The organism is Kutzneria buriramensis (genome assembly GCF_003387475.1).
GTDB classification, from domain to species: Bacteria; Actinomycetota; Actinomycetes; order Mycobacteriales; family Pseudonocardiaceae; genus Kutzneria; species Kutzneria buriramensis.
In genome coordinates, this window is sequence record NZ_QUNO01000003.1 from 474,622 (window position 1) to 495,563 (window position 20,942).

Annotated in this window: 23 protein-coding genes; 8 read left to right on the forward strand and 15 right to left on the reverse strand. The window is 70.6% G+C overall.

What is annotated here, in order from left to right; genetic code table 11:
- Positions 1 to 59: 59 nt before the first annotated feature.
- Together BCF44_RS10615 and BCF44_RS10620 are read right to left on the reverse strand one after the other, a co-directional pair.
- Complete coding sequence (locus tag BCF44_RS10615) at positions 60 to 266, reverse strand: DUF397 domain-containing protein (protein ID WP_211352972.1); 207 nt, start codon at positions 264 to 266, stop codon at positions 60 to 62.
- 62 nt (positions 267 to 328) lie between these two features.
- On the reverse strand, positions 329 to 1,177 hold the full coding sequence (locus tag BCF44_RS10620) for a helix-turn-helix domain-containing protein (protein WP_379797911.1): 849 nt from the start codon (positions 1,175 to 1,177) through the stop codon (positions 329 to 331).
- A gap of 181 nt (positions 1,178 to 1,358) precedes the next feature.
- Here BCF44_RS10620 and BCF44_RS10625 point away from each other — a divergent pair, with 181 nt between their 5' ends.
- Complete coding sequence (locus BCF44_RS10625) at positions 1,359 to 1,577, forward strand: hypothetical protein (RefSeq protein WP_116174003.1); 219 nt, start codon at positions 1,359 to 1,361, stop codon at positions 1,575 to 1,577.
- 9 nt (positions 1,578 to 1,586) lie between these two features.
- Positions 1,587 to 1,925 (forward strand): hypothetical protein, encoded by a 339-nt coding sequence (locus BCF44_RS10630; RefSeq protein WP_211352973.1) that lies wholly within the window; start codon positions 1,587 to 1,589, stop codon positions 1,923 to 1,925.
- A gap of 166 nt (positions 1,926 to 2,091) precedes the next feature.
- On the opposite strand, the gene BCF44_RS10635 is transcribed toward BCF44_RS10630, so the two are convergent.
- Positions 2,092 to 3,261 (reverse strand): FAD-dependent oxidoreductase, encoded by a 1,170-nt coding sequence (locus BCF44_RS10635; protein ID WP_246014935.1) that lies wholly within the window; start codon positions 3,259 to 3,261, stop codon positions 2,092 to 2,094.
- Positions 3,258 to 3,518, reverse strand: coding sequence for an FAD-dependent monooxygenase (locus BCF44_RS57475; protein WP_246014936.1), 261 nt, complete (start codon positions 3,516 to 3,518; stop codon positions 3,258 to 3,260). Before BCF44_RS57475 ends, BCF44_RS10635 begins: the two co-directional genes overlap by 4 nt.
- A 373-nt stretch (positions 3,519 to 3,891) precedes the next feature.
- Between BCF44_RS57475 and BCF44_RS10640 the strand changes: the two genes are divergently transcribed.
- Positions 3,892 to 6,150, forward strand: a complete 2,259-nt coding sequence (locus tag BCF44_RS10640; RefSeq protein ID WP_246014937.1) for a SulP family inorganic anion transporter — start codon at positions 3,892 to 3,894, stop codon at positions 6,148 to 6,150.
- Positions 6,151 to 6,202: 52 nt separating this feature from the next.
- On the opposite strand, the gene BCF44_RS10645 is transcribed toward BCF44_RS10640, so the two are convergent.
- The 4 genes from BCF44_RS10645 to BCF44_RS10660 form a co-directional block, all read right to left on the reverse strand.
- Complete coding sequence (locus BCF44_RS10645) at positions 6,203 to 6,829, reverse strand: helix-turn-helix transcriptional regulator (protein WP_116174299.1); 627 nt, start codon at positions 6,827 to 6,829, stop codon at positions 6,203 to 6,205.
- 232 nt (positions 6,830 to 7,061) lie between these two features.
- A complete protein-coding gene (gene dacB, locus BCF44_RS10650; protein WP_170217462.1) occupies positions 7,062 to 8,627 on the reverse strand; it encodes a D-alanyl-D-alanine carboxypeptidase/D-alanyl-D-alanine endopeptidase in 1,566 nt (521 codons plus the stop codon).
- 88 nt (positions 8,628 to 8,715) lie between these two features.
- The gene (gene gndA / locus BCF44_RS10655) at positions 8,716 to 10,161 is read right to left on the reverse strand and encodes an NADP-dependent phosphogluconate dehydrogenase (RefSeq protein ID WP_116174005.1); all 1,446 of its coding nucleotides are present in this window, start codon (positions 10,159 to 10,161) and stop codon (positions 8,716 to 8,718) included.
- A 44-nt stretch (positions 10,162 to 10,205) separates the two neighbouring features.
- Positions 10,206 to 10,649, reverse strand: a complete 444-nt coding sequence (locus BCF44_RS10660; RefSeq protein WP_281283092.1) for a MarR family winged helix-turn-helix transcriptional regulator — start codon at positions 10,647 to 10,649, stop codon at positions 10,206 to 10,208.
- A 47-nt stretch (positions 10,650 to 10,696) separates the two neighbouring features.
- On the opposite strand from BCF44_RS10660, the gene BCF44_RS10665 reads away from it, so the two are divergent.
- From BCF44_RS10665 to BCF44_RS10675, 3 genes are all read left to right on the forward strand, one after another.
- Entirely contained in the window at positions 10,697 to 11,005 is a 309-nt protein-coding gene (locus BCF44_RS10665) for a DUF2218 domain-containing protein (protein ID WP_116174006.1), read from the forward strand.
- A 16-nt stretch (positions 11,006 to 11,021) separates the two neighbouring features.
- On the forward strand, positions 11,022 to 11,837 hold the full coding sequence (locus tag BCF44_RS10670) for an SAM-dependent methyltransferase (RefSeq protein ID WP_116174007.1): 816 nt from the start codon (positions 11,022 to 11,024) through the stop codon (positions 11,835 to 11,837).
- Positions 11,838 to 11,947: 110 nt separating this feature from the next.
- Positions 11,948 to 12,934 (forward strand): undecaprenyl-diphosphate phosphatase, encoded by a 987-nt coding sequence (locus tag BCF44_RS10675; protein WP_116174008.1) that lies wholly within the window; start codon positions 11,948 to 11,950, stop codon positions 12,932 to 12,934.
- 49 nt (positions 12,935 to 12,983) lie between these two features.
- Here the strand turns inward: BCF44_RS10675 and tesB are convergent, their stop codons facing one another.
- The 3 genes from tesB to BCF44_RS10690 all read right to left on the reverse strand — a co-directional run bounded on the left by tesB (position 12,984) and on the right by BCF44_RS10690 (position 16,208).
- Positions 12,984 to 13,931 (reverse strand): acyl-CoA thioesterase II, encoded by a 948-nt coding sequence (gene tesB, locus BCF44_RS10680; protein ID WP_116174301.1) that lies wholly within the window; start codon positions 13,929 to 13,931, stop codon positions 12,984 to 12,986.
- Positions 13,932 to 13,939: 8 nt separating this feature from the next.
- On the reverse strand, positions 13,940 to 15,364 hold the full coding sequence (gene pyk, locus BCF44_RS10685; protein WP_116174009.1) for a pyruvate kinase: 1,425 nt from the start codon (positions 15,362 to 15,364) through the stop codon (positions 13,940 to 13,942).
- Between the two features lie 265 nt (positions 15,365 to 15,629).
- Entirely contained in the window at positions 15,630 to 16,208 is a 579-nt protein-coding gene (locus BCF44_RS10690) for a hypothetical protein (protein ID WP_116174010.1), read from the reverse strand.
- Positions 16,209 to 16,374: 166 nt separating this feature from the next.
- Here BCF44_RS10690 and BCF44_RS10695 point away from each other — a divergent pair, with 166 nt between their 5' ends.
- Positions 16,375 to 17,145, forward strand: coding sequence for an alpha/beta fold hydrolase (locus BCF44_RS10695; RefSeq protein ID WP_116174302.1), 771 nt, complete (start codon positions 16,375 to 16,377; stop codon positions 17,143 to 17,145).
- 70 nt (positions 17,146 to 17,215) lie between these two features.
- Here BCF44_RS10695 and BCF44_RS10700 read toward each other — a convergent pair whose 3' ends face one another.
- The 4 genes from BCF44_RS10700 to BCF44_RS10715 form a co-directional block, all read right to left on the reverse strand.
- On the reverse strand, positions 17,216 to 17,719 hold the full coding sequence (locus BCF44_RS10700) for an NUDIX hydrolase (RefSeq protein ID WP_116174011.1): 504 nt from the start codon (positions 17,717 to 17,719) through the stop codon (positions 17,216 to 17,218).
- Positions 17,716 to 18,378, reverse strand: a complete 663-nt coding sequence (locus BCF44_RS10705) for a DUF2461 domain-containing protein (protein WP_116174012.1) — start codon at positions 18,376 to 18,378, stop codon at positions 17,716 to 17,718. Before BCF44_RS10705 ends, BCF44_RS10700 begins: the two co-directional genes overlap by 4 nt.
- Complete coding sequence (locus tag BCF44_RS10710; RefSeq protein ID WP_116174013.1) at positions 18,375 to 18,731, reverse strand: MmcQ/YjbR family DNA-binding protein; 357 nt, start codon at positions 18,729 to 18,731, stop codon at positions 18,375 to 18,377. Before BCF44_RS10710 ends, BCF44_RS10705 begins: the two co-directional genes overlap by 4 nt.
- A 116-nt stretch (positions 18,732 to 18,847) precedes the next feature.
- Positions 18,848 to 19,612, reverse strand: a complete 765-nt coding sequence (locus BCF44_RS10715; protein WP_116174014.1) for a bestrophin-like domain — start codon at positions 19,610 to 19,612, stop codon at positions 18,848 to 18,850.
- A 201-nt stretch (positions 19,613 to 19,813) separates the two neighbouring features.
- On the opposite strand from BCF44_RS10715, the gene BCF44_RS56570 reads away from it, so the two are divergent.
- Positions 19,814 to 20,821: a DUF6923 family protein gene (locus BCF44_RS56570; RefSeq protein WP_211352974.1), complete on the forward strand. Its 1,008-nt coding sequence runs from the start codon at positions 19,814 to 19,816 to the stop codon at positions 20,819 to 20,821.
- Positions 20,822 to 20,942 lie beyond the last annotated feature (121 nt).

The window sequence follows — 20,942 nt, forward strand, 5'->3', positions numbered from 1 at the left end:
GGGGTTGTCGGCGCGCCGCGGGGATTGTGTCCCCACGGCGCCGACGGCTCGTGGCGGGCTCAGTCCCGCCGGAACCCCTCACCGCGGGCGGCGGTCAGGAACCGCCGCCAGCTCGACTCGCCGACGAGCAGCGAGCCGCCGGCCGGGTTCTTCGAGTCGCGGACGGCGGTGTCCGCGCCGGCGAAGGCGATCTCAACGCAGCAGACGTCGCGGGGACCGCTGTAGCTGCTCTTGCGCCAGGTCAGGTCGGCCTGGGTTTCGATCACGACAGCACACTCCTTGGTTGCAGCCCCGTCGCCCGCCGCCTGCCGCACGGCCCGGCCGGGGCCTAGTCGAATTGAGAGGCCGCGTCCGCGATGAAGGCGATCGAGTCCTTGGGGCTCAGCCCCGCGGCGACCAGATGCCCCCACAGCATCGAGTAGTAGTCGACCTCATCGGCGTTCTCCTGGAACGTCCCGTCGACCGTTCCTTCGACGTAGACCACGTCGCGGTCGGCGGGATCGGGGAATTCCATGATCACGAATGACGCGCCCATACCGGGGTACGAGCGGTGCGCGAAAGGGATCACCTGGAAGGTGACGTTCGGCCGGGTGGACAGATCCACCAGGTGGTCCAGCTGGGTCCGCATCACCTCGGGGCCGCCGACCGGACGGCGCAGCACGGCCTCGTCGAGCACGAAGGAGACCCGCGGCGGGTCCTCCCGCTCCAGGATCCGCTTGCGCGTCAGGCGCATCGTGATCCGGCGTTCCGCCTCGTCCGGCGACATGTCCGGCGCACCCTCGGCGATCAGCGCCCGGATGTAGGCCTCGCTCTGCGCGAGTCCGGGCACCAGCATCGCGTTGTAGGTACGCAGGATCGCGGCCTCGGCCTCGAAGCCGAGGAAGGCTCCGCGACCGACGTCGCCGAAGGACTCCCACCAGCCCTTGATCCGGGCCTCGCGGGCGATCTGCACGAGGTACTCGCGCTGTTCCTCCGGCACCCCGTAGAGCAGCAGCATGTCGCGCACGTCCCGGGGCGTGACCCCGACCCGCAGCGTCTCGATGCGACTGATCTTGGACGGCGAGCACTCCAATTTCTCGCCGACGTCCTCGATGGTCAGCCCGGCCGCCTCTCGCAGCCGGCGCAGCTCACTGGCGAGACGACGCTTGCGAACCGTGGGGCTCGGTTGCATGGTCACCTGTCAACCGCCTTTCGCACGAAACTCAGTGTGGAACGGGACTTGAGAGCCGGCAAAGACCTGTCATCCAATCGTGTAGTGCAACTTGCAGAAACCCGGCGGACGGTCGCAGGCTGCTAGCCGACACGCCGCACCGGGGACCTCAAGCGGGTGCCACCCACCAACCGTGGAAGGACCAGGGATGACCGAGCTCACCGGACGTCGTTGGGACATCGCCTGCCTGGACGCGCTGGACCGGAAGCGACAGGTGCACGTGTGGTCCTGCCCCGGCCGGATCGTCATGATCTCACCGCCCGCCGAGACCTCCAGCCTGACGATCGCCGAGGCGACGCAGCTGCGCAAGAGCCTGGAACGCGCCATCGAGGAAGCAACGGCCCTGCTCGTGAATCGGGCGGGGTGACCCACCGACATGCCCACCAGCGTGTTCAGTCAACTCGACAAGTCCCTGCACGAACATCTGTCCGACCTGATGCGTCTGGCCGCCAAGGCTGACGACCGTACCGCGATCGGCCTGGCCCGGGCCGAGCTACCCCGCATGGTGAGCGCGCTCAAGGCACTGCTGGACGAGCACCAACCCGACGAGAACGGCCGCTGCCCGACCTGCCGCACCCGCCGCTTCAGCCGGCGACTCCCCTCCCCGTGCCGCGCCTACCTGGCCGCGCACCTCTGCCTGACGATCACTCGCGACGAACAGCGCGCAGCCTCCGGCGATGGGTCCGCCCGCAGGCATCTGCGCAGCGCCGGCTGAGGGTCCAGCCGGACAACCCCAGGACGACACGGGCCCCGAGTCCGTGCTCGAGCCGGGTGGCGCATCACCCCCGTACGCCCCCTCCCCGCGCCGCCCGGGACACACACGCGATCCCCGCCCACTCCCAAACCATCGCCGGGCGGGGATCGTGTGTGTTCACAGAAGTTCACTCGATCGAGTGAGAGAACCATCGGCTCACCGCGGCGGCCGGGTCGCCGTCGCCGGCCCAGGCCACCACGCCGTCCGGGCGCACCAGCAGCGGCTCGTCGCCTTCGACGAAGATCAGCCCGTACTTTGTTGCGAGGCCAACGAGTTCCGGATCTCCGACCAGCAGGCCGCGACCGTCGCGACAGCGCTCGGCCAGCCGCGAGCCGTCACCGAGATCCACATCCCGCACCAGTGAAGATCGCCAGACGCCCGCGATGTGTTTGACCACGTAGGTGGTGGCGTCCACGGTGTCGAGCATCTCTCGCATCACCGCCCGCAGCGCCCGGCTGCGCGGATCCGGCCGCAGCAGGGCGACCTGCGCCATCGTCCAGTCCTGGACCCACTTGCCCGCCGGGTGCCGCTCCTCCTGATACGTGTCGAGCAGGCCGTCCGGCGCCGTGCCGCGGATCGTCGCCGCGAGCTTCCAGCCGAGGTTGACCGCGTCGCCGATACCGAGATTCATGCCCTGGCCGCCGAACGGCGGGTGCACGTGGGCGGCGTCGCCGGCGAGCAGCACCCGCCCGTGCCGGTACTCGGCGGCCTGCCGGGTCGTGTCCGAGTAGCGGGAACCGTGGTGCAGCGCGGTGACCGTCACCTCCCGCCCGCTGACCCGACGAAGGCTCGCCTCGAGTTCCTCGGCCGTCACGGGCTCGTCCCGGTACGGCAGTTCCGACACGAACTCGGTGCATCCGACGAGGAGCCCGCCCTGCGGCATCTCGCCGTGCATGTAGAAGCCGGTCTCGGTCATGTCGCCGTCGGGCAGCTCACCGTCGATGTCCACAATGGCCTGATACGACAGCTGTTCCGGGTCCACGCCGGGAAAGTCGGCGCCGACGAGCCGCCGCACGACACTGCGCGCGCCGTCGCAGCCGACCAGCCAGCCCGCGCGGATCCGCTCGTCGCCGACGTGCACCGCCACGCCGTCGGCATCGGCGTCGAAGCCGGTGACCCCGGCGTCGTACCGGATCTCGACACCCAGCTCGCGGGCCTTCGCCGCCAGCACGTCCACCAACTCGGCGCGGTGCACGAACCCGCCGCCGTTGACCGCGCGATGCCCGCGCAGGTCCGGGTCGTCCGGGTCGACCAGCGTCGCCTTGGCGAAGATCAGCGAGAAGTGGCCGAGGTTCACCGCCTTGCCGCCCTCGTCCGCCCGAACAGCGTGGGCGCGCCCGCCTGCGCCTTGCGCACCGCCGGCAACAGGCCGCGGCGGTCCAGGTGCTCGACCGTCGGCACGTTCATCGCCCGGTAGCCCATCGGGCCGTCGACCTCGCGCTGCCCATCCCGCGTCAACCGCTCCAGCACCAGCACGTCCAGGCCGGCCAGGCCCAGCTCCACGGCCAGTGTCAGGCCGACCGGCCCGCCGCCGGCGATCGCCACGTCCCTCATGTCGCCCCCCTCATTGAGTACAGCGTTCGCCGCCTTTCCACGGTAGCGATCACCGACGCCGAGGACGTCGAGGCCGTGTCGATGCGAGGGACAGCGGCCTTTGACCCGAGGCTCCCTCGATACCGGATGAAGGCGACCACTTCTCATGTTCCCGACCGCGACGAGCGGACGTTCGAGCAGGGCTTGACCTCGGTCATCGACGGTTTCGACGCGCGACTCCGCTGACGTCACCCGAAAGTGGGTGATCGCGGCCACTTCTCCGGCTCCAGCTGAGGGTAAAGTAATATTTACACACCGTTGACTGACCCTCGACGTGACTCTCGGCATCATGGAGATCACGGAAACGTCAACGACCGAGTCTGGGGAGTCTCGCTTGTCCGTCGCAGATCAGCGCACGAAGAAGTCGCATGCCGGTGAACACACCACCGCCGGCCCGCCCACCGGGCTGCGCACCGTGCTCCGCTTCGACCTACCCGCGTCCTTCGTCGTCTTCCTGGTGGCAGTCCCGCTGTCGCTGGGCATCGCGGCCGCCTCCGGCGCGCCGCTGATCGCCGGCCTGATCGCCGCCGTCGTCGGCGGTGTGGTCGGCGGCCTGCTGAGCGGGGCCCCGCTCCAGGTCGCGGGCCCGGCCGCCGGCCTGACCGTCATCGTCGCCGGCCTCGTCGCCCAGTTCGGCTGGGCCGCCACCGCCGCCATCACCGTCGGCGCCGGCCTGGTCCAGCTGCTGCTGGGGTTGAGCCGCGTCGGCCGCCTCGCGCTCTCGCTGTCCCCCGCCGTCGTGCACGGCATGCTCGCCGGCATCGGCGTCACCATCGCCATCGGCCAGCTGCACGTGATGCTGGGCGGCACCAACCAGGGCTCGGTGCTCGACAACGTCACCGAGCTGCCGGGCCAGATCGCCGGCCTGAACCCCGGCGCACTCCTCGTCGGCGCGCTCACCATCGCGGTGATGCTGCTCTGGCCCAAGATCCCCAAGGTCAACGTCGTGCCCGCCCCGCTGGTCGCGGTGGCCCTGGGCACCGCCGTCGCCGCCGGCTTCCGGCTCGACCTGGTCCGCGTCTCCCTTCCGTCCGACATCATCAACGAGGTCGTGCTGCCGCAGCTGCCCAGCGGCCCGGTGCTGGCGATCATCGGCGGCATCCTCACCGTCGCGCTGGTGGCCAGCGTGGAGTCGCTGCTGTCGGCGGTGGCCGTGGACAAGCTGCACGACGGCCCGCGGGCCAACCTGGACAAGGAACTGCTGGCGCAGGGCGCGGCCAACATGGTGTCCGGCGCGCTCGGCGGCCTGCCGGTGACCGGCGTGATCGTGCGCAGCTCCACCAACGTCGCCGCCGGCGCGAAGACCCGCTGGTCCACGATCCTGCACGGCATCTGGATGCTGCTGGCCGTGCTGCTGCTGGCCAGTGTGCTGCGGATGATCCCGATGGCCGCGCTGGCCGCGGTGCTGGTGGTGATCGGCATCCGGCTCGTCAGCGTCGCTCACATGAAGCAGCTGTGGCGGCACCGCGAGATGGTCGTGTACGCGGCGACGCTGCTCGGCGTGATCGGGTTCGGCCTGGTCGAGGGCGTGCTGGTGGGTCTGGCCGTGGCGCTGCTGAGCGCCTTCTACCGGCTAACCCACTCCACTGTGGAGGTTCAACAGGCCGACGGCCGCTGGTGGGTGACCGTGCGCGGCTCGCTGGTGTTCCTCGGCGCCGGCCGGCTGGTGCGGGAGCTGCGGGCGATCCCGTTGCGCGAGCAGGTGGTGCTGGAGCTGCACGTCGACTTCATGGACCACGGCGTGTTCGAGGCGATCAACGACTGGCGCGTCGGCTACGAGCGCACCGGCGGCCGCGTGCGCGTCGACGAGGTCCTGGACAGCTGGTACCACCGGGCCATCGGCGGTCGGCCGGAGCGACGCAAGTCGGTGCGCGGCAACGTGCCGCCCCGCTGGTTCGCGCCGTGGTCGCACTGGCAGCGCGCGGAGCCGGCGGACGTCGAGCTGGCCGACGTCGATCTGGCCGCGCAGGCCGACGATTCCGACCACCTGATCGCCGGCGTCCGGGCGTTCGACAAGCACGCCGCCGAGCTCGTGCGGCCGTTCCTGAGCGAGCTCGCCGAGCACGGCCAGCGGCCCAAGCAGCTGTTCATCACCTGCTCGGACTCGCGGGTGCTGCCCAATCTGTTCACCAGCAGCGGCCCCGGCGACCAGTTCAGCCTGCGCAACGTCGGCAACCTGGTGCCGGGCTTCGGCGAGGACGCGTCGGTCGGCTCGGCCGTCGAGTACGCGGTGGACGTGCTGTCCGTGCAGGAGATCGTGGTCTGCGGGCACTCCGACTGCGGCGCGATGAAGGCCGTGCTGGCGCAGTCGGTGGCCGAGGGCTCCGCGCTGCACGACTGGCTCCGGCACGCCGAACCGAGCCTGCTGCGGCTGGCCGCCACCACCGGCGAGGACGCCAAGATGCCGGCCAACGAGCGCCTGTGCCTGGCCAACATCGCCCAACAGCTGACCAACCTGCTCAGCTACCCCAACGTCGCCGCCGCGGTGGCGGCCGGCAAGGTGAAGCTGGTCGGCATGTACTTCGACATCGCCGCCGCCAAGGCCTTCCTGGTCGACCCCGACCGCCGGGCCCTGCGCGACATCACGGTCTGACGCCACGGAAACGGTGGCGCGGGCGACAGCCGCGCGCCCGCGCCACCCTCCGTCAGATCAGGCCCTCCCGCACGGCGAAGGCCACCGCGTGCGAGCGGTTGCGCAGCTCGAAGCGGACCGTCACGTCGTGCAGCAGGCTCTTGACCGTCCGCTCCGAGTAGCAGAGCTTCTTGGCGATCTCCCGGGTGCTCAGCCCCTGGGCGATCAGCCGCAGCACGTCCGTCTCCCGCGCGGAGATGCCCGACATCTTCAGCCCCCGCGGCTCGAGCACCTTCGTCTGGAGCCGGCCGACCCGGTCCAGCAGGCGGCCCAGCAGGTCCGGCGGCATGGAGCCCTCGCCGGCCTGGGCCGAGTTGATCAGGCGGACCAGCGCGTCGGCGTCGATCTGGCTGCGCCGGGCCACCGAGCAGACCCCCGACTGCACGGCGGCCAGCACCTCGTTGTCGTCGATGGCGCCGGCCAGCAGCACTATTCGCCGATAGCCGCGGGCCCGCATCCGGCGCAGCAGCGCCATGACGCGCTCGTCGAAGCGGTCCCCCACGGCCAGCGCGACGGTGCGCGCGGGCTCGGCGTTGGCGTCGTCGACGAGCTGGATCTCCGGTCGCCCGCGCAGTGCGAGCACGATGCCGCCACGCAGGATCGGATCGGTCGCGCACACGAGCACCGCGGTGCGTGTCATGGTGTTGAGCACGAGATTCCCCTGCCTCCCCATCAGGCGCGCCCACATACGGCGCGCCGTGTGACCAAGATGCCCCTTCGGGCTTCCCGGCCGCATGGGTGCAGGTTCCCGACATCCCGGGACGCGCACCCATTTTTTGGGTCACGGCAGGGTAACGGCACCGTCGCGTTCGGACTCGGACGCGACGACGCCGCCCCCGCCGGGCGGCGGGGGCGGCGTCACCATCGGGCAATCAGCAGGTGTGCGTCCAGGAGCACTCCAGGCCGGCCCGGCGGTCGGTCGCCTTGCCGGTGCGGGCGTGCGGGGCGAGCCGCTGCGCCGGCTGGCGCGCGGTGTCGGCCGACCCGTCGTACTGGGCCAGCCGGACCGCGACCGCGTCCTCCACGTCCTTCACCGTGGCGGGCAGGAAGTTGTTCGACACCATGGAGAACACCAGGTGCTCGCCGTCGGCGGCGGTGACGTAACCGGACAGGGCGCTGACGCCGGTCAACGAGCCGGTCTTGCCGTGCAGGTTGTTCGCGGCCGGCGTGCCGGCCATCCGGTGCGCCAGCGTGCCGCCGATCGCCGGGTCGCTGTTGCCGGCCACCGGCAGCGCGTCGTACCAGCTCTGGAACCACGGCCGCGACTTGGCGTTGATCAGCAGCTGGGCGATCTGGGCCGGGCTGACGATGTCCATCCTGGACAGACCGGAGCCGTCGAACTGGTTGTACTGGTTGGGATCGATGCCCAGGTCGCCGAGCTTGGTGGTGAGCGCGTTCACGCCGCCGGCGAAGGTGCCCGAGGCGAGCCGCTCCTGGCCGGCCGACTTGGTCAGTGTCTCGGCGATCATGTTGTTGCTCTGCTTGAGGAACGTCGGCAGCAGCTGGCCGAGGGTGGCCGAGGTGTGGCTGGCCACGGTCGGCAGGCCCGTCGGCATCTTCTGGAACGCGTTCGCGCCCGTGACGGACACGCCGGCGTCCGACAGCGCCTTGCGGAACAGCGACGCCACGAACGCCGTCGGGTTGTCCACCGACATCCGCTCGGTGTCGGGCTGCGCGCCGGCGGCGATCGTGCCGGCGACGGTGATCGTGTTCGTGCCGTGCACGCGGTTCACCGACAGGGCCGTCGCGCTGCCGGTCGTCGCGGTGTTCTGGATGGTGATGTAGCTGTTCGGCGGGTTCATCGTCACGGTCGCCGGCTGTCCCGCCGCGGCGGGCGTGATCACGACGTTCACCGAGCCGGCGTTGGCGTTGGCGTCCGGGGCGACGGTCAGCGCCGAGACCTGGGCGTCGTAGTAGTAGGGCTCGTCGTCCCACGCCCAGTCCGGGCCCAGCCGAGTGCTGTCGTACCAGGTGTCGTCGGCGACGAGGCGGCCGGTGACGCTGGTGATGCCGGCCTGGCGCACCTGGGCGGCCATCGCCTGGTAGTCGGCCAGCGTGGTGGTCGGGTCGCCGAAGCCCTTGAGGTAGAGGTCGCCGTTGACGGTGCCGTTGGTGAGGGAGCCGGTGTAGCGGACGATCGTGTCGAAGGAGTAGTCCGTGCCGAGCAGGTCGAGCGCCGCGGTCGAGGTCACCAGCTTCTCGTTGGACCCCGGCGTCAGCAGGCTGTCGCCGAGGCGCGAGTACAGGGTGTCGCCGGTGTCGGCGTTGCGGACGACCAGGCCCGCGGTGGCGCCGCCCAGTTCGGCGCTGCCCAGCAGGGAGTCGAGGTCCTGGCCGAGGGCTGACGCGTTGGCCGAGCCCGCGCTGGCCGCCGCCGGCAGCGCGAGCAGGGCGGCCGCGACGCAGCCGATCGCGATGTTGCGCGAAGAGGTTCTCACGCACACTTGACGAGTCACGCTCGCCAGAAGTTGCCCGGAAGGGCCGCCGCCTCATTAACAGAGTTGGCGACCCCTCCCCGATGTCAACTCAGGCGTCCTGCTCGGTGCGGTCGCCGCTCCACAGCGTGTGGAAGCTGGCGTCGCCGCGGTCCACGCGCCGGTAGGTGTGCGCGCCGAAGAAGTCCCGCAGGCCCTGGATCAGCGCCGCCGGCAGCCGCTCGGCCCGCAGCGCGTCGTAGTAGGCCAACGCCGACGAGAAGCCCGGGGCCGGCACGCCGGCGCCGGCGGCCGCGACGACGACCCGCCGCCACGCCTCCTGCGCCTTGATCACGGCGTCCGCGAAGTACTCGTCGACCAGCAGCGACGGCAGGCTGCCGTCCTTGTCGTAGGCCTCCTTGATCCGGTTCAGGAACTGGGCGCGGATGATGCAGCCGCCGCGCCAGATGGTGGCCATCGAGCCGAGGTCGATCTGCCAGCCGTAGGTGTCGGCGGCGGTGCGGATCTCGTCGAAGCCCTGCGCGTAGGCGACGACCTTGGACGCGTACAGCGCCTGCCGGACGTCCTCGACGAACGCGTCCCGGTCGGCGACCGCGGGCTTGCTCGACGGCCCGGGCAGCGCCTTCTGCGCGGCGGCGCGCTGGCCGACGTGGCCGGACAGGGACCGCGCGAACACCGCCTCGGCGATGCCGGTCACCGGCACGCCCAGCTCCAGCGCCTCCTGCACGGTCCAGCGGCCGGTGCCCTTCTGCTCGGCCTGGTCGGCGATGATCTCCACGAACGGCCGGCCGGTGGCCGCGTCGACGTGCCCGAGCACCTCGGCGGTGATCTCCACCAGGTACGACTCCAGGTCGCCGGTGTTCCAGCCGCGGAACACGTCGGCGATCTCCGTCGGCGCCATGCCCGCGACGTTGGTCAGCAGGTCGAACGCCTCGGCGATGAGCTGCATGTCGGCGTACTCGATGCCGTTGTGCACCATCTTCACGAAGTGGCCGGCGCCGTCCTCGCCGACGTGCGTGCAGCACGGCACGCCGTCGACCTGCGCCGCGATCGCCTCCAGCACCGGGCCGAGGTGCTGGTACGACTCCGCCGAGCCGCCCGGCATGATGCTGGGGCCGTTGAGCGCGCCCTCCTCGCCGCCGGAGATGCCGGTGCCGACGAAGTGCAGGCCGCGCTCCTTGAGCGCCTTCTCGCGCCGGCGGGTGTCGGCGAAGTGCGCGTTGCCGCCGTCGACGATCATGTCGCCGGGCTCCATCAGCTCGGCCAGCTCGTCGATCACGGCATCGGTCGGCCCGCCCGCCTTGACCATGATGATCACCTGGCGCGGCTTGGCCAGGGACTGCACGAACTCCGCGGTGGTCTCCGACGCCACGAAGTCGCCCTCGGAGCCGTACTGCTCGACCAGGGCCTTGGTGCGGGCGGCGGACCTGTTGTGCACGGCGACCCGGAAACCGTGACGAGCGAGGTTGCGAGCCAGGTTGCTGCCCATCACGGCCAGGCCCGTGACGCCGATCCGAGCCTTCTCTTCAGTTGCCATACACCAAGCCTGCCTGGCCTGGCGCTCAACTTCCAGCCGGGAGGCTAAATCGATCCGGCGGGCTTGCCGCACGGATCCAGCCGCAGCAGCACGGCCAGCAGCTGCTCGCGCTCGGCCGGCTCCAGCGCGCCGAACATCTCCTCGGCGGCGCCGCGCTTGGCGTCGTCGATCCGGGTCAGCAGCAGCCGGCCGGCCTCGGTGAGGCCCACCAGCATCGACCGGCGGTCGCCTGGATCCGGCCGGCGCAGCACCAGGCCGGCCTCCTCCAGCCCGTCCACCACGGAGGTGGCCGAGCGGGGCACGATGTCCAGCCGGCTGGCCAGCTCGGCCATCCGGATGCCGTCGCCGGCGCGCGCCACCACGCCCAGCGCGCGGCCCTGGCCGGGGGTGAGGCCCAGCGGCGCCAGCTGCTGCATCCAGCAGCCGCGCATGCGCTTGGCGACGTGCATGAAGGCGTCTGCGAGCCGCGCGGTCGTGGCGTCGGTCACGTGAACCTCCCGTTGCCGGCATCTGAATACTGACCTAGCCTCACTATATGACAGGCTCATCATTCACGACGCAGGCGCTGGTCGCGACCGATCGGCCCTCTCGCTACCTGGTCCAGCTGTGCAAGCACTTCGGCCACAAGATCCAGACCGTGTGGACCGAGCACGAGGGCGAGCTGCACTTCGACTTCGGCACGGCCCGGCTGTACGCGCAGCCCGACGGCCTGCGCATGACCGTCACCGCCGGCGACGCCGAGGCGCTGGACCGCCTCGCCGACGTCGTCGCCCGCCACCTGGTGCGGTTCGGCGCCAAGGACGAGCTGGTGGTGGCCTGGACCTCGACGGGTCAGGCCGCCTGACATAGGGTTCGCCGGCATGGAGCTGCCTGACTGGGTGCCGGCGACGATGGACGTCAGCAGGCCGAGCCCCGCCCGGATGTACGACTACTACCTGGGCGGAACCCACAACTTCGAGGTCGACCGGGACGCCGCCGAGCGGGCCATCGCCGCGATGCCGTACACGATCCAGGGCGCCCGGGGGAACCGCGACTACCTGCGGCGCGCGGTCCGGCTGCTGGTCGACTCCGGCATCCGGCAACTGCTCGACCTCGGCTCGGGCATCCCCACCGTGGGCAACGTGCACGAGGTCGCGCAGCGCCGCGATCCCACCACGCGCGTGGTGTACGTGGACATCGACCCCGTCGCCGTCGCGCACAGCACCGCCATCCTGCGGCACAACCCGCTGGCCGCCGTCGTGCAGGCCGACATGCGGGACGTGGACGCCGTGCTGGGCAACCCCGAGGTGCGAGGGCTGATCGATTTCGACGAGCCGGTCGGCCTGATCATGGCGTCCGTGCTGCACTTCGTGCCGGACTCCTCGCGCCCGGCCGAGATCGTCGCCGCCTACCGGGACGCCGTGCCCGCCGGCAGCCACCTGGCCCTGTCCCACATCGGATCCAACGAGGCGCCCGACAACAGCACGGGCATGCTGGCCGACTTCAAGGCCGTGTACCAGAACACCACCAACCCGGTCGTGCTGCGCACCCGGGCGCAGATCGAGTCCCTGTTCGCCGGCTTCGACCTGCTGGAGCCGGGCGTCGTGCTGGTGCACCAGTGGCGGCCGGACACCGATCAGGAGATGCCGGCCAAGCTGCCGCCCGGCTACGGCGGGGTCGGGGTGAAGCGGGAGTGAGCAACCCGGTAGGACCGAATCACCCACCGTTCATCTAGGGTTCACCGAACTCGTCACGGCACCCCCTACGGTGCCGCAGGAACCCCGCAGTCACCCCCGGAAGGCGTTTGATGTCGGACCTGAGCTACGTCGAGGCCATCGCCGTCGGACTGCTCCAGGGGGTGAGCGAGCTGTTCCCGGTCTCCAGCCTGGGACACAGCGTGCTGCTACCGGCGCTGGCCGGCGGCCAGTGGGCCAAGGACCTCAGCCTGAGCGGCAAGGAGACGCCGTACCTGGCCGTGCTGGTCGCGATGCACGTGGCGACCGCGCTGGCGCTGGTGGTGTTCTACTGGCGGGACTGGGTGCGCATCATCCGCGGCCTGTGGACGTCCATCCTCACCCGGAAGATCGAGAACTCCGAGCAGCGGCTGGGCTGGCTGCTGGTCGTGGGCACCATTCCCGTCGGCATCGCCGGCATCGCGCTGGACAGCCTGGTCCGCAACTTCCTCGGCAAGCCGGTGCCGACCGCGATCTTCCTGGCGCTCAACGGGTTGGTGCTGTTCGCGGTGGAGCGGTTGCAGCACCGCCGCCGGGAGACCGAGGAGTACGTGTCCCCGGACCAGACGATGGTCATCCCCAACGCGGCCTTCTCCTCCGGCGACACCGCGCCGCTGAACGCGATCACCGCCGAGCCGCTGTCGGAGGACGAGGCGTCCGAGCGGCGGCTGTCCAAGTTGCAGTGGAAGGAAGCCGCCCTGATCGGCGGCGCCCAGGCGCTGGCCCTGCTGCCCGGCATCAGCCGCTCCGGCATCACCATCGTCGCCGGCCTCACCCGCGGCCTCCGCCACGTCGACGCCGCCCGGTTCGCGTTCCTCCTGGCGACGCCGGTCATCCTCGGCGCGGGCGTGTTCAAGATGCCGGAGCTGTTCAAGCCGGAGGTGCACGGCTCGCTGGGCCCGGCCCTGGTCGGCAGCGTCGTCGCCGGCGTCGCCGCCTACGTGTCGGCGCGGTTCCTGGCCTCCTACTTCGAAACCCGCACGCTCAACCCGTTCGCCATCTACTGCATGGTCGCCGGCATCGGCTCCCTGGCGTACTTCGTGCTCGCCGGCATCAACTGACGGCTGTGGGGAAGAAGGGGCGCGGCCGTGTTGGCCGCGCCCCTTTTCCTTACGGCAGAACCCTCAGCAGGCCCTCCTGCACCACCGTGGCGACCAGCTTGCCGTCGCGGGTGAAGAAGCGGCCCTGGGCCAGGCCCCTCGCGTTGGAGGCGCTGGGCGAAACGCAGTCGTAGAGGAACCACTCGTCCGCGCGGAACGGGCGGTGGAACCACATCGCGTGGTCCAGGCTGGCGCCGAGCACCTTGTCGGTGCCCCAGTAGACGCCGTGCCGGGAGAGCACCGAGTCCAGCAGCGTCATGTCCGAGGCGTAGGCCAGCACGCACACGTGCAGCAGGTCGTCGTCGGGCAGCTTGCCGTCGGCGCGCATCCACACCTGGTTGCGGGCCTCGTGCGGGCCGCTCTCGCGGGTGATCCACGGCGGGTCGGTGACGTAGCGGACGTCGATCGGCCGCTGCCGGTCCCGGCCCAGCTTCTCGCGGTCGGCGCCGAGCTGCTCCAGCCGCTCGCCGAAGGTGGGCAGCGACTCCGGGTCCGGCACCTGCGGCATCGGCTCCGCGTGCTCCATGCCCGGCTCGATCAGCTGGAACGACGCCGACAGGGAGAAGATCGCCTTGCCGTGCTGGACGGCGATCACCCGGCGGGTCGTGAACGAGCGGCCGTCACGGATGCGGTCCACCTCGTACACGATCGGGACGCGCGGGTCGCCGGGCCGTATGAAGTACGCGTGCAGCGAGTGCACCTTGCGCTCCTCCGGCACGGTGCGGCCCGCGGCGACGAGCGCCTGGCCGGCGACCTGGCCGCCGAACACCCGGACCGAGGAGTCGGCCGGGCTGACCCCGCGGAAGATGTTCTCCTCGATCTTCTCCAGGTCCAGCAGCGCGACCAGGCGGTCGAGGACCGGCTGGCCGTGCGGGACGCCGTCGAGCGTCAACGGCACCGACCCCGGAGCCTGGGAGGCTCCGGGGTCGGCGGCCGCGGCGCGAGCCGCTTCAGTCAAGGCCACTCCTAGGCGTGATCGTCCTCGCCCAACCGGTGCACCCGGATGAGGTTGGTCGACCCGACGGTGCCGGGCGGCGAGCCGGCCACGATGACCACGAGGTCACCGGGCTGGTAGCGGCCGATGGACAGCATGGAGATGTCCACCTGGCGGACCATCTGGTCGGTGGAGTCCACCTTAGGCACCAGGAAGGTCTCCGTGCCCCAGGTGAGAGCAAGCTGACTCAGCACGTCGGGCTCCGGCGTGAAGGCCAGCAGCGGCAGGTGGGTGTGCAGGCGGGCCAGGCGGCGGACCGTGTCACCGGACTGGGTGAACGCGACCAGGGCCTTGGCGTTGAGGCGCTCGCCGATGTCGCGGGCCGCGTAGGAGATGACGCCCCGCTTGGTGCGCGGCACGTGGGTCAGCGGCGGCACCACGGTGGACTCGCTCTCCACCGCCGTGATGATCTTCGCCATCGTCTCCACGGACTCGATCGCGTACCGGCCGACGCTGGTCTCGCCGGACAGCATCAGCGCGTCCGCGCCGTCCAGGACGGCGTTGGCCACGTCCGAGGCCTCGGCCCGGGTGGGCCGGGAGTTGGTGATCATCGAGTCCAGCATCTGGGTCGCCACGATGACCGGCTTGGCGTTCTCGCGGGAGATCTGGATGGCGCGCTTCTGGACCAGCGGCACCTGCTCCAGCGGCAGCTCCACGCCCAGGTCGCCGCGGGCCACCATGACGCCGTCGAAGGCGAGCACGATGGCTTCCAGGTTGTCGACGGCCTCCGGCTTCTCGATCTTGGCGACCACCGGCAGCCGGCCCTTGCCCGCCCGGTCCATCACCTGGTGCACCAGGTCGATGTCGGCCGGGGAGCGGACGAAGGACAGGGCGATGAAGTCCACGCCCAGGCTGAGGGCGAACTCCAGGTCCTCGATGTCCTTCTCCGACAGCGCCGGCACGGAGACGTCCATGCCGGGCAGCGAGAGGCCCTTGTTGTTGCTGACCGGGCCGCCCTCGGTCACCTCGCAGACCACGTCCTGGCCCTCGACGGCGGTGACCACCAGGCCGACCTTGCCGTCGTCGACCAGCAGCCGGTCGCCGACCCTGGCGTCCTTGGCCAGGTTCTTGTACGTGGTGGACACCCGGTCGTGGGTGCCGGCGACGTCGTCGACGGTGACCCGCACGACGTCGCCCGTCCGCCACTCCACAGGGCCGCCCGCGAACGTGCCGAGGCGGATCTTGGGGCCCTGCAGGTCAGCCAGGATGCCGACCGCGCGGCCCGACTCGGCGGCGGTGGTCCGCACCAGGTCGTACACCTGCTTGTGGTCGGCGTGGCTGCCGTGGCTGAAGTTCATCCGGGCCACGTCCATGCCCGCCGCGACCAGGTCGCGCATCTTCTCCGGGGTGGACGTCGCTGGCCCGAGGGTACAGACGATCTTCGCTCGTCGGCTCACGTTCCAGCAGCTTAGACCGCCGCACTGGACCGATCCCGAACTACCCGGCAGTAACGTGTGGCAACACCCTAGAAACGGTCCCGCAACCCCCGATTTTCAACGCACGGTCACCGTTCACTCACTCCTCGTTCACCGATTCGACCGCTCGCCCCGAGGTTGTCCACAGCCTCCGAGTTGTCCACACGTGGATCACGCCCAGGCCCGCAGGCATCCTGCGGGCCGTAGACTGGGTCGGGGTCGTCCCCCCGGTGAGGGTGGGGGCTGCTTAGGCCTCGTCAGTCGCTTCGGAGATCGCCTCGGCGGGCTTCGCGACGGCCGCGCGCTCCTCGACCAGCTCTTCCAGGCCGTAGCGGGCGACCATCTCCGGGTCGGCCAGGTCGATCACCCGCAGGCCCTCGCCGGCCAGCCGCTCGTTCACCGAGTCGAAGTGGTCCCGGATGATCTGCTTCTCGGCGTCGTTGACCTTGCCGCGGTGCGGCTTGCCGGCGTGCTCCAGGCTGCCGTAGTTGATCTTGGGCTCGCCGGTGGACTTGGCCCGGGCCGGCTTGGCGTAGGACTTCTTGGCCGCCTTGAGCACCACATCCATCGGGTCGTCGGTGGCCAGCTTGTCGAACTCGGCCAGCGGCATCACCACCGACCGCGGCTCCTCGCCCGGCGCGAACACCTCGAAGCTGACCACGTCGATCGACTGGTCGTCGATGGCCGCCAGCTCGGCGGGCGCCGCCTCGATCTCGACCGGGCCGTCGAGCAGGGCGGGGTGCTGGGTGACGACGATCTTGACCAGCTCGCCGTCCTCGACGATCTTGCCGCTCAGGTCCGAGAACAGCACAACCTTCTGGCCCATGGCCGGTATTTCCTCTCGTCGTGGCGGACGCGGACTAGGGCCGGAGTCTGCCACAGACGGGCCGCCGACCCCGTCCCGCGACACGCTGGTTTAGAACGGGTGTTCGATCCTAGCGCGTGTCGACCCCTCGATGTCGTGCCCGGCGGCCTAGGTTCGACGTATGGGCATGGAGACAGTCACTTCGAAGGACGGCACCTCGATCGCGTACGAGCGGACCGGGCAGGGACCGGCGCTCGTCCTGGTCGGCGGCGCGTTCATGACACGACAGTCGTTCGGGCCACTGGCCGAGGCCCTGGCCGGCGAGTTCGAGGCCGTCAGCTACGACCGGCGCGGGCGCGTCGACAGCACCGACACCCTGCCCTATTCCGTCGAGCGGGAACTGGAGGACCTCACCGCCGTGCTCGAAGCCGTCGGCGGCTCCTTCGTGTACGGCATGTCCTCCGGCGCCGCGCTCGCGCTCCTCGCCGCCGGCTCCGGCGTGCCCGTGCGGCGCGTGGCCGGCATGGAGCCGCCCTACCGGGTGGAGGGAGCCCCTCCCGTCGACCCGACCTACGGGCCGGTCCTCGAGTCCCTCCTCGCCGAGGGCCGCCGGGGCGACGCCGTCGCCCACTTCGTGACCAAGGCCGTCGGCCAGCCCGCCGAGGTCGTCGACCAGATGAAGGCCAGCCCCATGTGGGACGGCCTCGTCGCCGTCGCCCCCACCCTCGCGTACGACAACGCCATCATGGGCGACGGCGAGCCGCCCGCTCTGCTCGCCAACATCGCCGTACCCGCCCTCATCATCAGCTCCACCGGCTCCAGCCCCTGGCTCCAAGCCGGCGCGGCCGGCGCTGCCGCCGCCCTGCCCGACGCCCGCCACGTCCAGCGCGACGGCGGTTTCCACGACCTCCCGGTCGAGGTGCTCGCCGCCGTGTTGACCGAGTTCTTCAAGGCCTGACCACCAGCGGCGCGTTCCCGGCGAATGTGCGGGAACGCGCCGCTATTCTCCGTCCGCGCGGGACGACAGCTCATCCGGTTCCGGCCGCGAGATCCCGGACCGCGGCCGTCACGTCGGTGAAGGCGAGGTCCGGGATCTCGCCGAAGCCGAACCATCCGTGCTCGGAGTTCTCCCCCGACAAGGTGATCACCGCTTCGTCGGCGATTCGGCACGTGAAGGCGATGCCGATGGTTGTCAGGCCGGTGTCGCCGTACACCGAGGAATACGTGCCGGCCGGGCGGAGGTCGACGACCTGACAGCCGATCTCCTCCCACGCCTCACGAACCAGGTTCTCCTCGGCTGTTTCGCCGCCGGACAGGAAGCCGCCGACGGTGTCCCAACTGCCGACCGCCGGCTCGTGGGCGCGGCGCAGGAGCAGGATGGAACGGCCGCGGCAGATGAGGCCGATGGTGGTGGGTAAGGGATTGTCGTACTTGACGAACCCGCAACCGCCGCAGGACGCGTGGCGCTCGGGGCCGTCGCCGACGAGAGCCAGGCCGGCCCCGCAGCGGGGGCAGAATCTCCAGTCGTTCACCGGGCGGGCTTCTCGCTGACGCCGACATGGTCGGCGGCCCACTCGTTGAAGGGGCGGAGCTGCCGCCAGGCCTTGCGGACCCGGTCGAAGCTGCCGCGCTCGTGCAGCACGTCGTCGGGCTCCCAGGTCATCGACGCGTACAGCGACTTGTGCCGCAGGAGCTCGATACGGGGGTGGTCGACGTCGTAGCCACGGGGCTTGGTCTTCAGCTGCTCGCCCTTGATCTCGAAACCGGCCTTGGCGAGCTTGGCGATGATCTTCTCCAGCTCGCCGCCGCGGCGGTCGTCGTCGATGGCGACGCGGAAGCGGGCCAGCTGGTCGGCCTCAAGGTGGAAGCAGCCGCCGCCGACGGTGAGGCCGGCGGGTCCCACCTGGACGTAGTACGCCCCGCCGCCCCGGCCCTGCTCGATGACACCGCCGCAGTGCGTCTTGTACGGGGTCTTCTCCTTGGAGAACCGCACATCCCGGTACGGGCGGAACACCTTGGGCTCCCCCAGCCCGCCGAACTCGGGCTCCAACTCGGCCAGCAGCGTCTCCATCGGCGCCCGCACGTCGCCCTGGTACAGGTGCTTGTTGGCGTCCCAGTAGACCTTGGAGTTGTCGGCCTCCAGGCCGTCGTAGAAGTCGATGGCGTGCTCGCCGAATCCGTGGAACTTCACGCGTCCAACTGTGCCACCAGCGTCCTCGGGGCCACAGCGCGGTAGGCGTCGGTGACGATCTCGGCGATCTCGGCCCAGTCCTGGGGCACGTCGAGGTACACACCGAGCCAGCCGCGGTGGCCCACATAGGGCGGCACGAAGAATCGGACGGGGTCGGCGGCGACGAGCTCGGCCTGGGCGCCGGGGGCGGCGGCGCACCAGAAGCCGACGCGGTCGTCGTGGTGGTGGTCGCGGTAGGCGACGAAGTTCTTCTTGTCCCGCACGAACCACGACGGCTCGCCATGGCTGAGCCGCTCGGTGGTCTCGGGCAGACCCAGGCACAGCCGCCGCAGCCGTGGGAGGGGATCGGGCATGCCCGCCAGGGTAGGCGCAGACTGATCGCCTCGCCTTATCCCGGTAGGGCCCGGCAACGACGTCGTAGCGCGCGACGGTCCACAAAGGAGATCGCGGAGGAGCTGGTGGGCCCGTCTCAGGTGAGCCGGGCCAGCGCGGAGTCGAAGGCGTCCGGCCCGATGTTGGCGCCGCCGTTGAACGGGTCCTGAAGCTGGTAGATGGCGAACAGCAGCAGGGTCATGGTGGCCGCCAGCACGCCGACGATCACCACGTGGGCGATCAGCTTCGGGCCGCCGAACATGTACGTGAAGGTCATGGCGAGCACGCTGCCGACGATGAGCGCGAACCAGGTCACCGCGTTGACCCCGCTGCCGTCGGCGGCGTCCAGCCGCTGCTGCCGGGACTGGTAGACCTGCCAGAGCTGGTTGGAGGCCTCGGTCTTGCGGTCCTTGAGCCAGTCGTCGCCGTTGTCGTTGGCCTTGTCGATCGCGTCGTGGATCTGCGACAGGTACTGCGCCCCCGGCCCGGTGACGGCGTCGCCGGCCTGCATCTGCGGCCACTCCTGGTCCCGCACGGCGGTGGCGTACTTGCGGGCCAGGTCGTGCACCTCGGTTCGGGTGGCCTCGGGCAGCGAGTCGGCGGCCCAGGTGACGGCGACCAGGCTGTTGGCCTCCTGCTGGGCGTTGTCCTGGGCGGAGGAGACCGCGTCGAACAGCGAGATCAGCACGAAGGCGACGAGCACCGCCTGGAGGCCGCCGACAATCACGAACACGTTGCCGGCCGACTCGTTGTTGCTGGACCTCCCGTCACCGGAGGTGAGGCGGTGGATCAGGACGGTCAGCGCGCCGGCGACAATCGCCACGCCGAGCACCCACACGAGCCCCTGTAGGTAGATGTCCATTCACTCTCCTATGTGCTGACAGCCGATTCAAGCACCGTCTACGGTGGGGACCGTATCCGCCAACTCGTTGAAACAGGAAATCGGTGCCGCGTGACCAGGATTCTGCGCATGACGGGTGTTCTATTACCCGTTCTAGCGATAACGGCGCTCTTTTCTCCCCGATCGGACGCGGTAACGCCCACGGTGTGTGAGGCAATCCTGGTGCGAACGGGTGAGCACGGTCTGGGCACCACCCTTTCGAGGGTCGACCTGCCGAGTGGCGGGGAGACGGTGCTGCGCGCCGTTCCGTACGAGATGAACGCGCTGGGTTACGTGCCGTCACAGGATCTGGTGTACGGCATCGGCGCCCACGGTCACGTCCTGCGCATCGACCGATCGGGTGGAGTCGCCGACCTCGGCTACCCGGCCGGGGTGCCCCGGGACGACCTCGAGCTGGCCACCGCCGGCGCGGTGGTGAACGGGGCGCTGGTGGTCCGGCTCGACGACCGGCTGTTCACGATCGACGTCACCCCGTCGAGCCGGACGTACCTCAGCGTGACCCGGGTCGTGCGGATGCGGCCGGAGGCCGACGGTCTGGACGACTTCGCCGTCGACCCGGTCGACGGCCTGCTCTACGGGGTGGACTCCGCGCACGGGGCGCCGGTCGTGGTCAGCGTCGACCCGTCCAGCGGCGCGGTGCGCATCGTGGCCGTCCCGGCCGGTCTGCCGCACGGCTCCAGCTTCGGGTCGGCGGTGATCGACTCGGCCCGCACGCTGTACGTCCTCAACAACAACGACGGTCACCAGAGCCGGCTGTACGCCATCCCGCGCGGCGGCGCGGCCCAGCTCCTCTCGTCGGCGGCGCCGGTCGCGTCGTCGGATGCGGCCGGCTGCCTCAGCACGCCCAAGCCGCCTCCGCCCCCGCCTCCGCCGCCACCGCCTCCCCCGACGACCACAACCACCGTGCCGCCGCCGGTGGTGACCACCCCTCCGCCACTGCCACCCACGCCGGCCCCCGTTGTCGTGCCTCCACCCCCGGCACCGCAACGGCCCGTAGTCAATCCTCCGCCGCCGACGACCAAGCACGCCCAGCCGCTGGCGACCCCGGCGGTCAAGCCCGTCGACAACGAGGAGCGGACCAGACAGCGCCGTTGGGCCCTGACCGCGGTGATCCTTCTGGTCGGCGGCGGGGCCGCCACGCACGCCGCCGCACGGGCCAGGCCCCGGTAGTCCACCCGAATTCCGGCGAATTGTCCGTGAACAACAGAATGGGTGGGACCGGAGCCCGGTCCCACCCATTCACGTTATTGACGAGTCAAGCACTCAGGAAAGCCCGGGCCCCTTTCCGCCG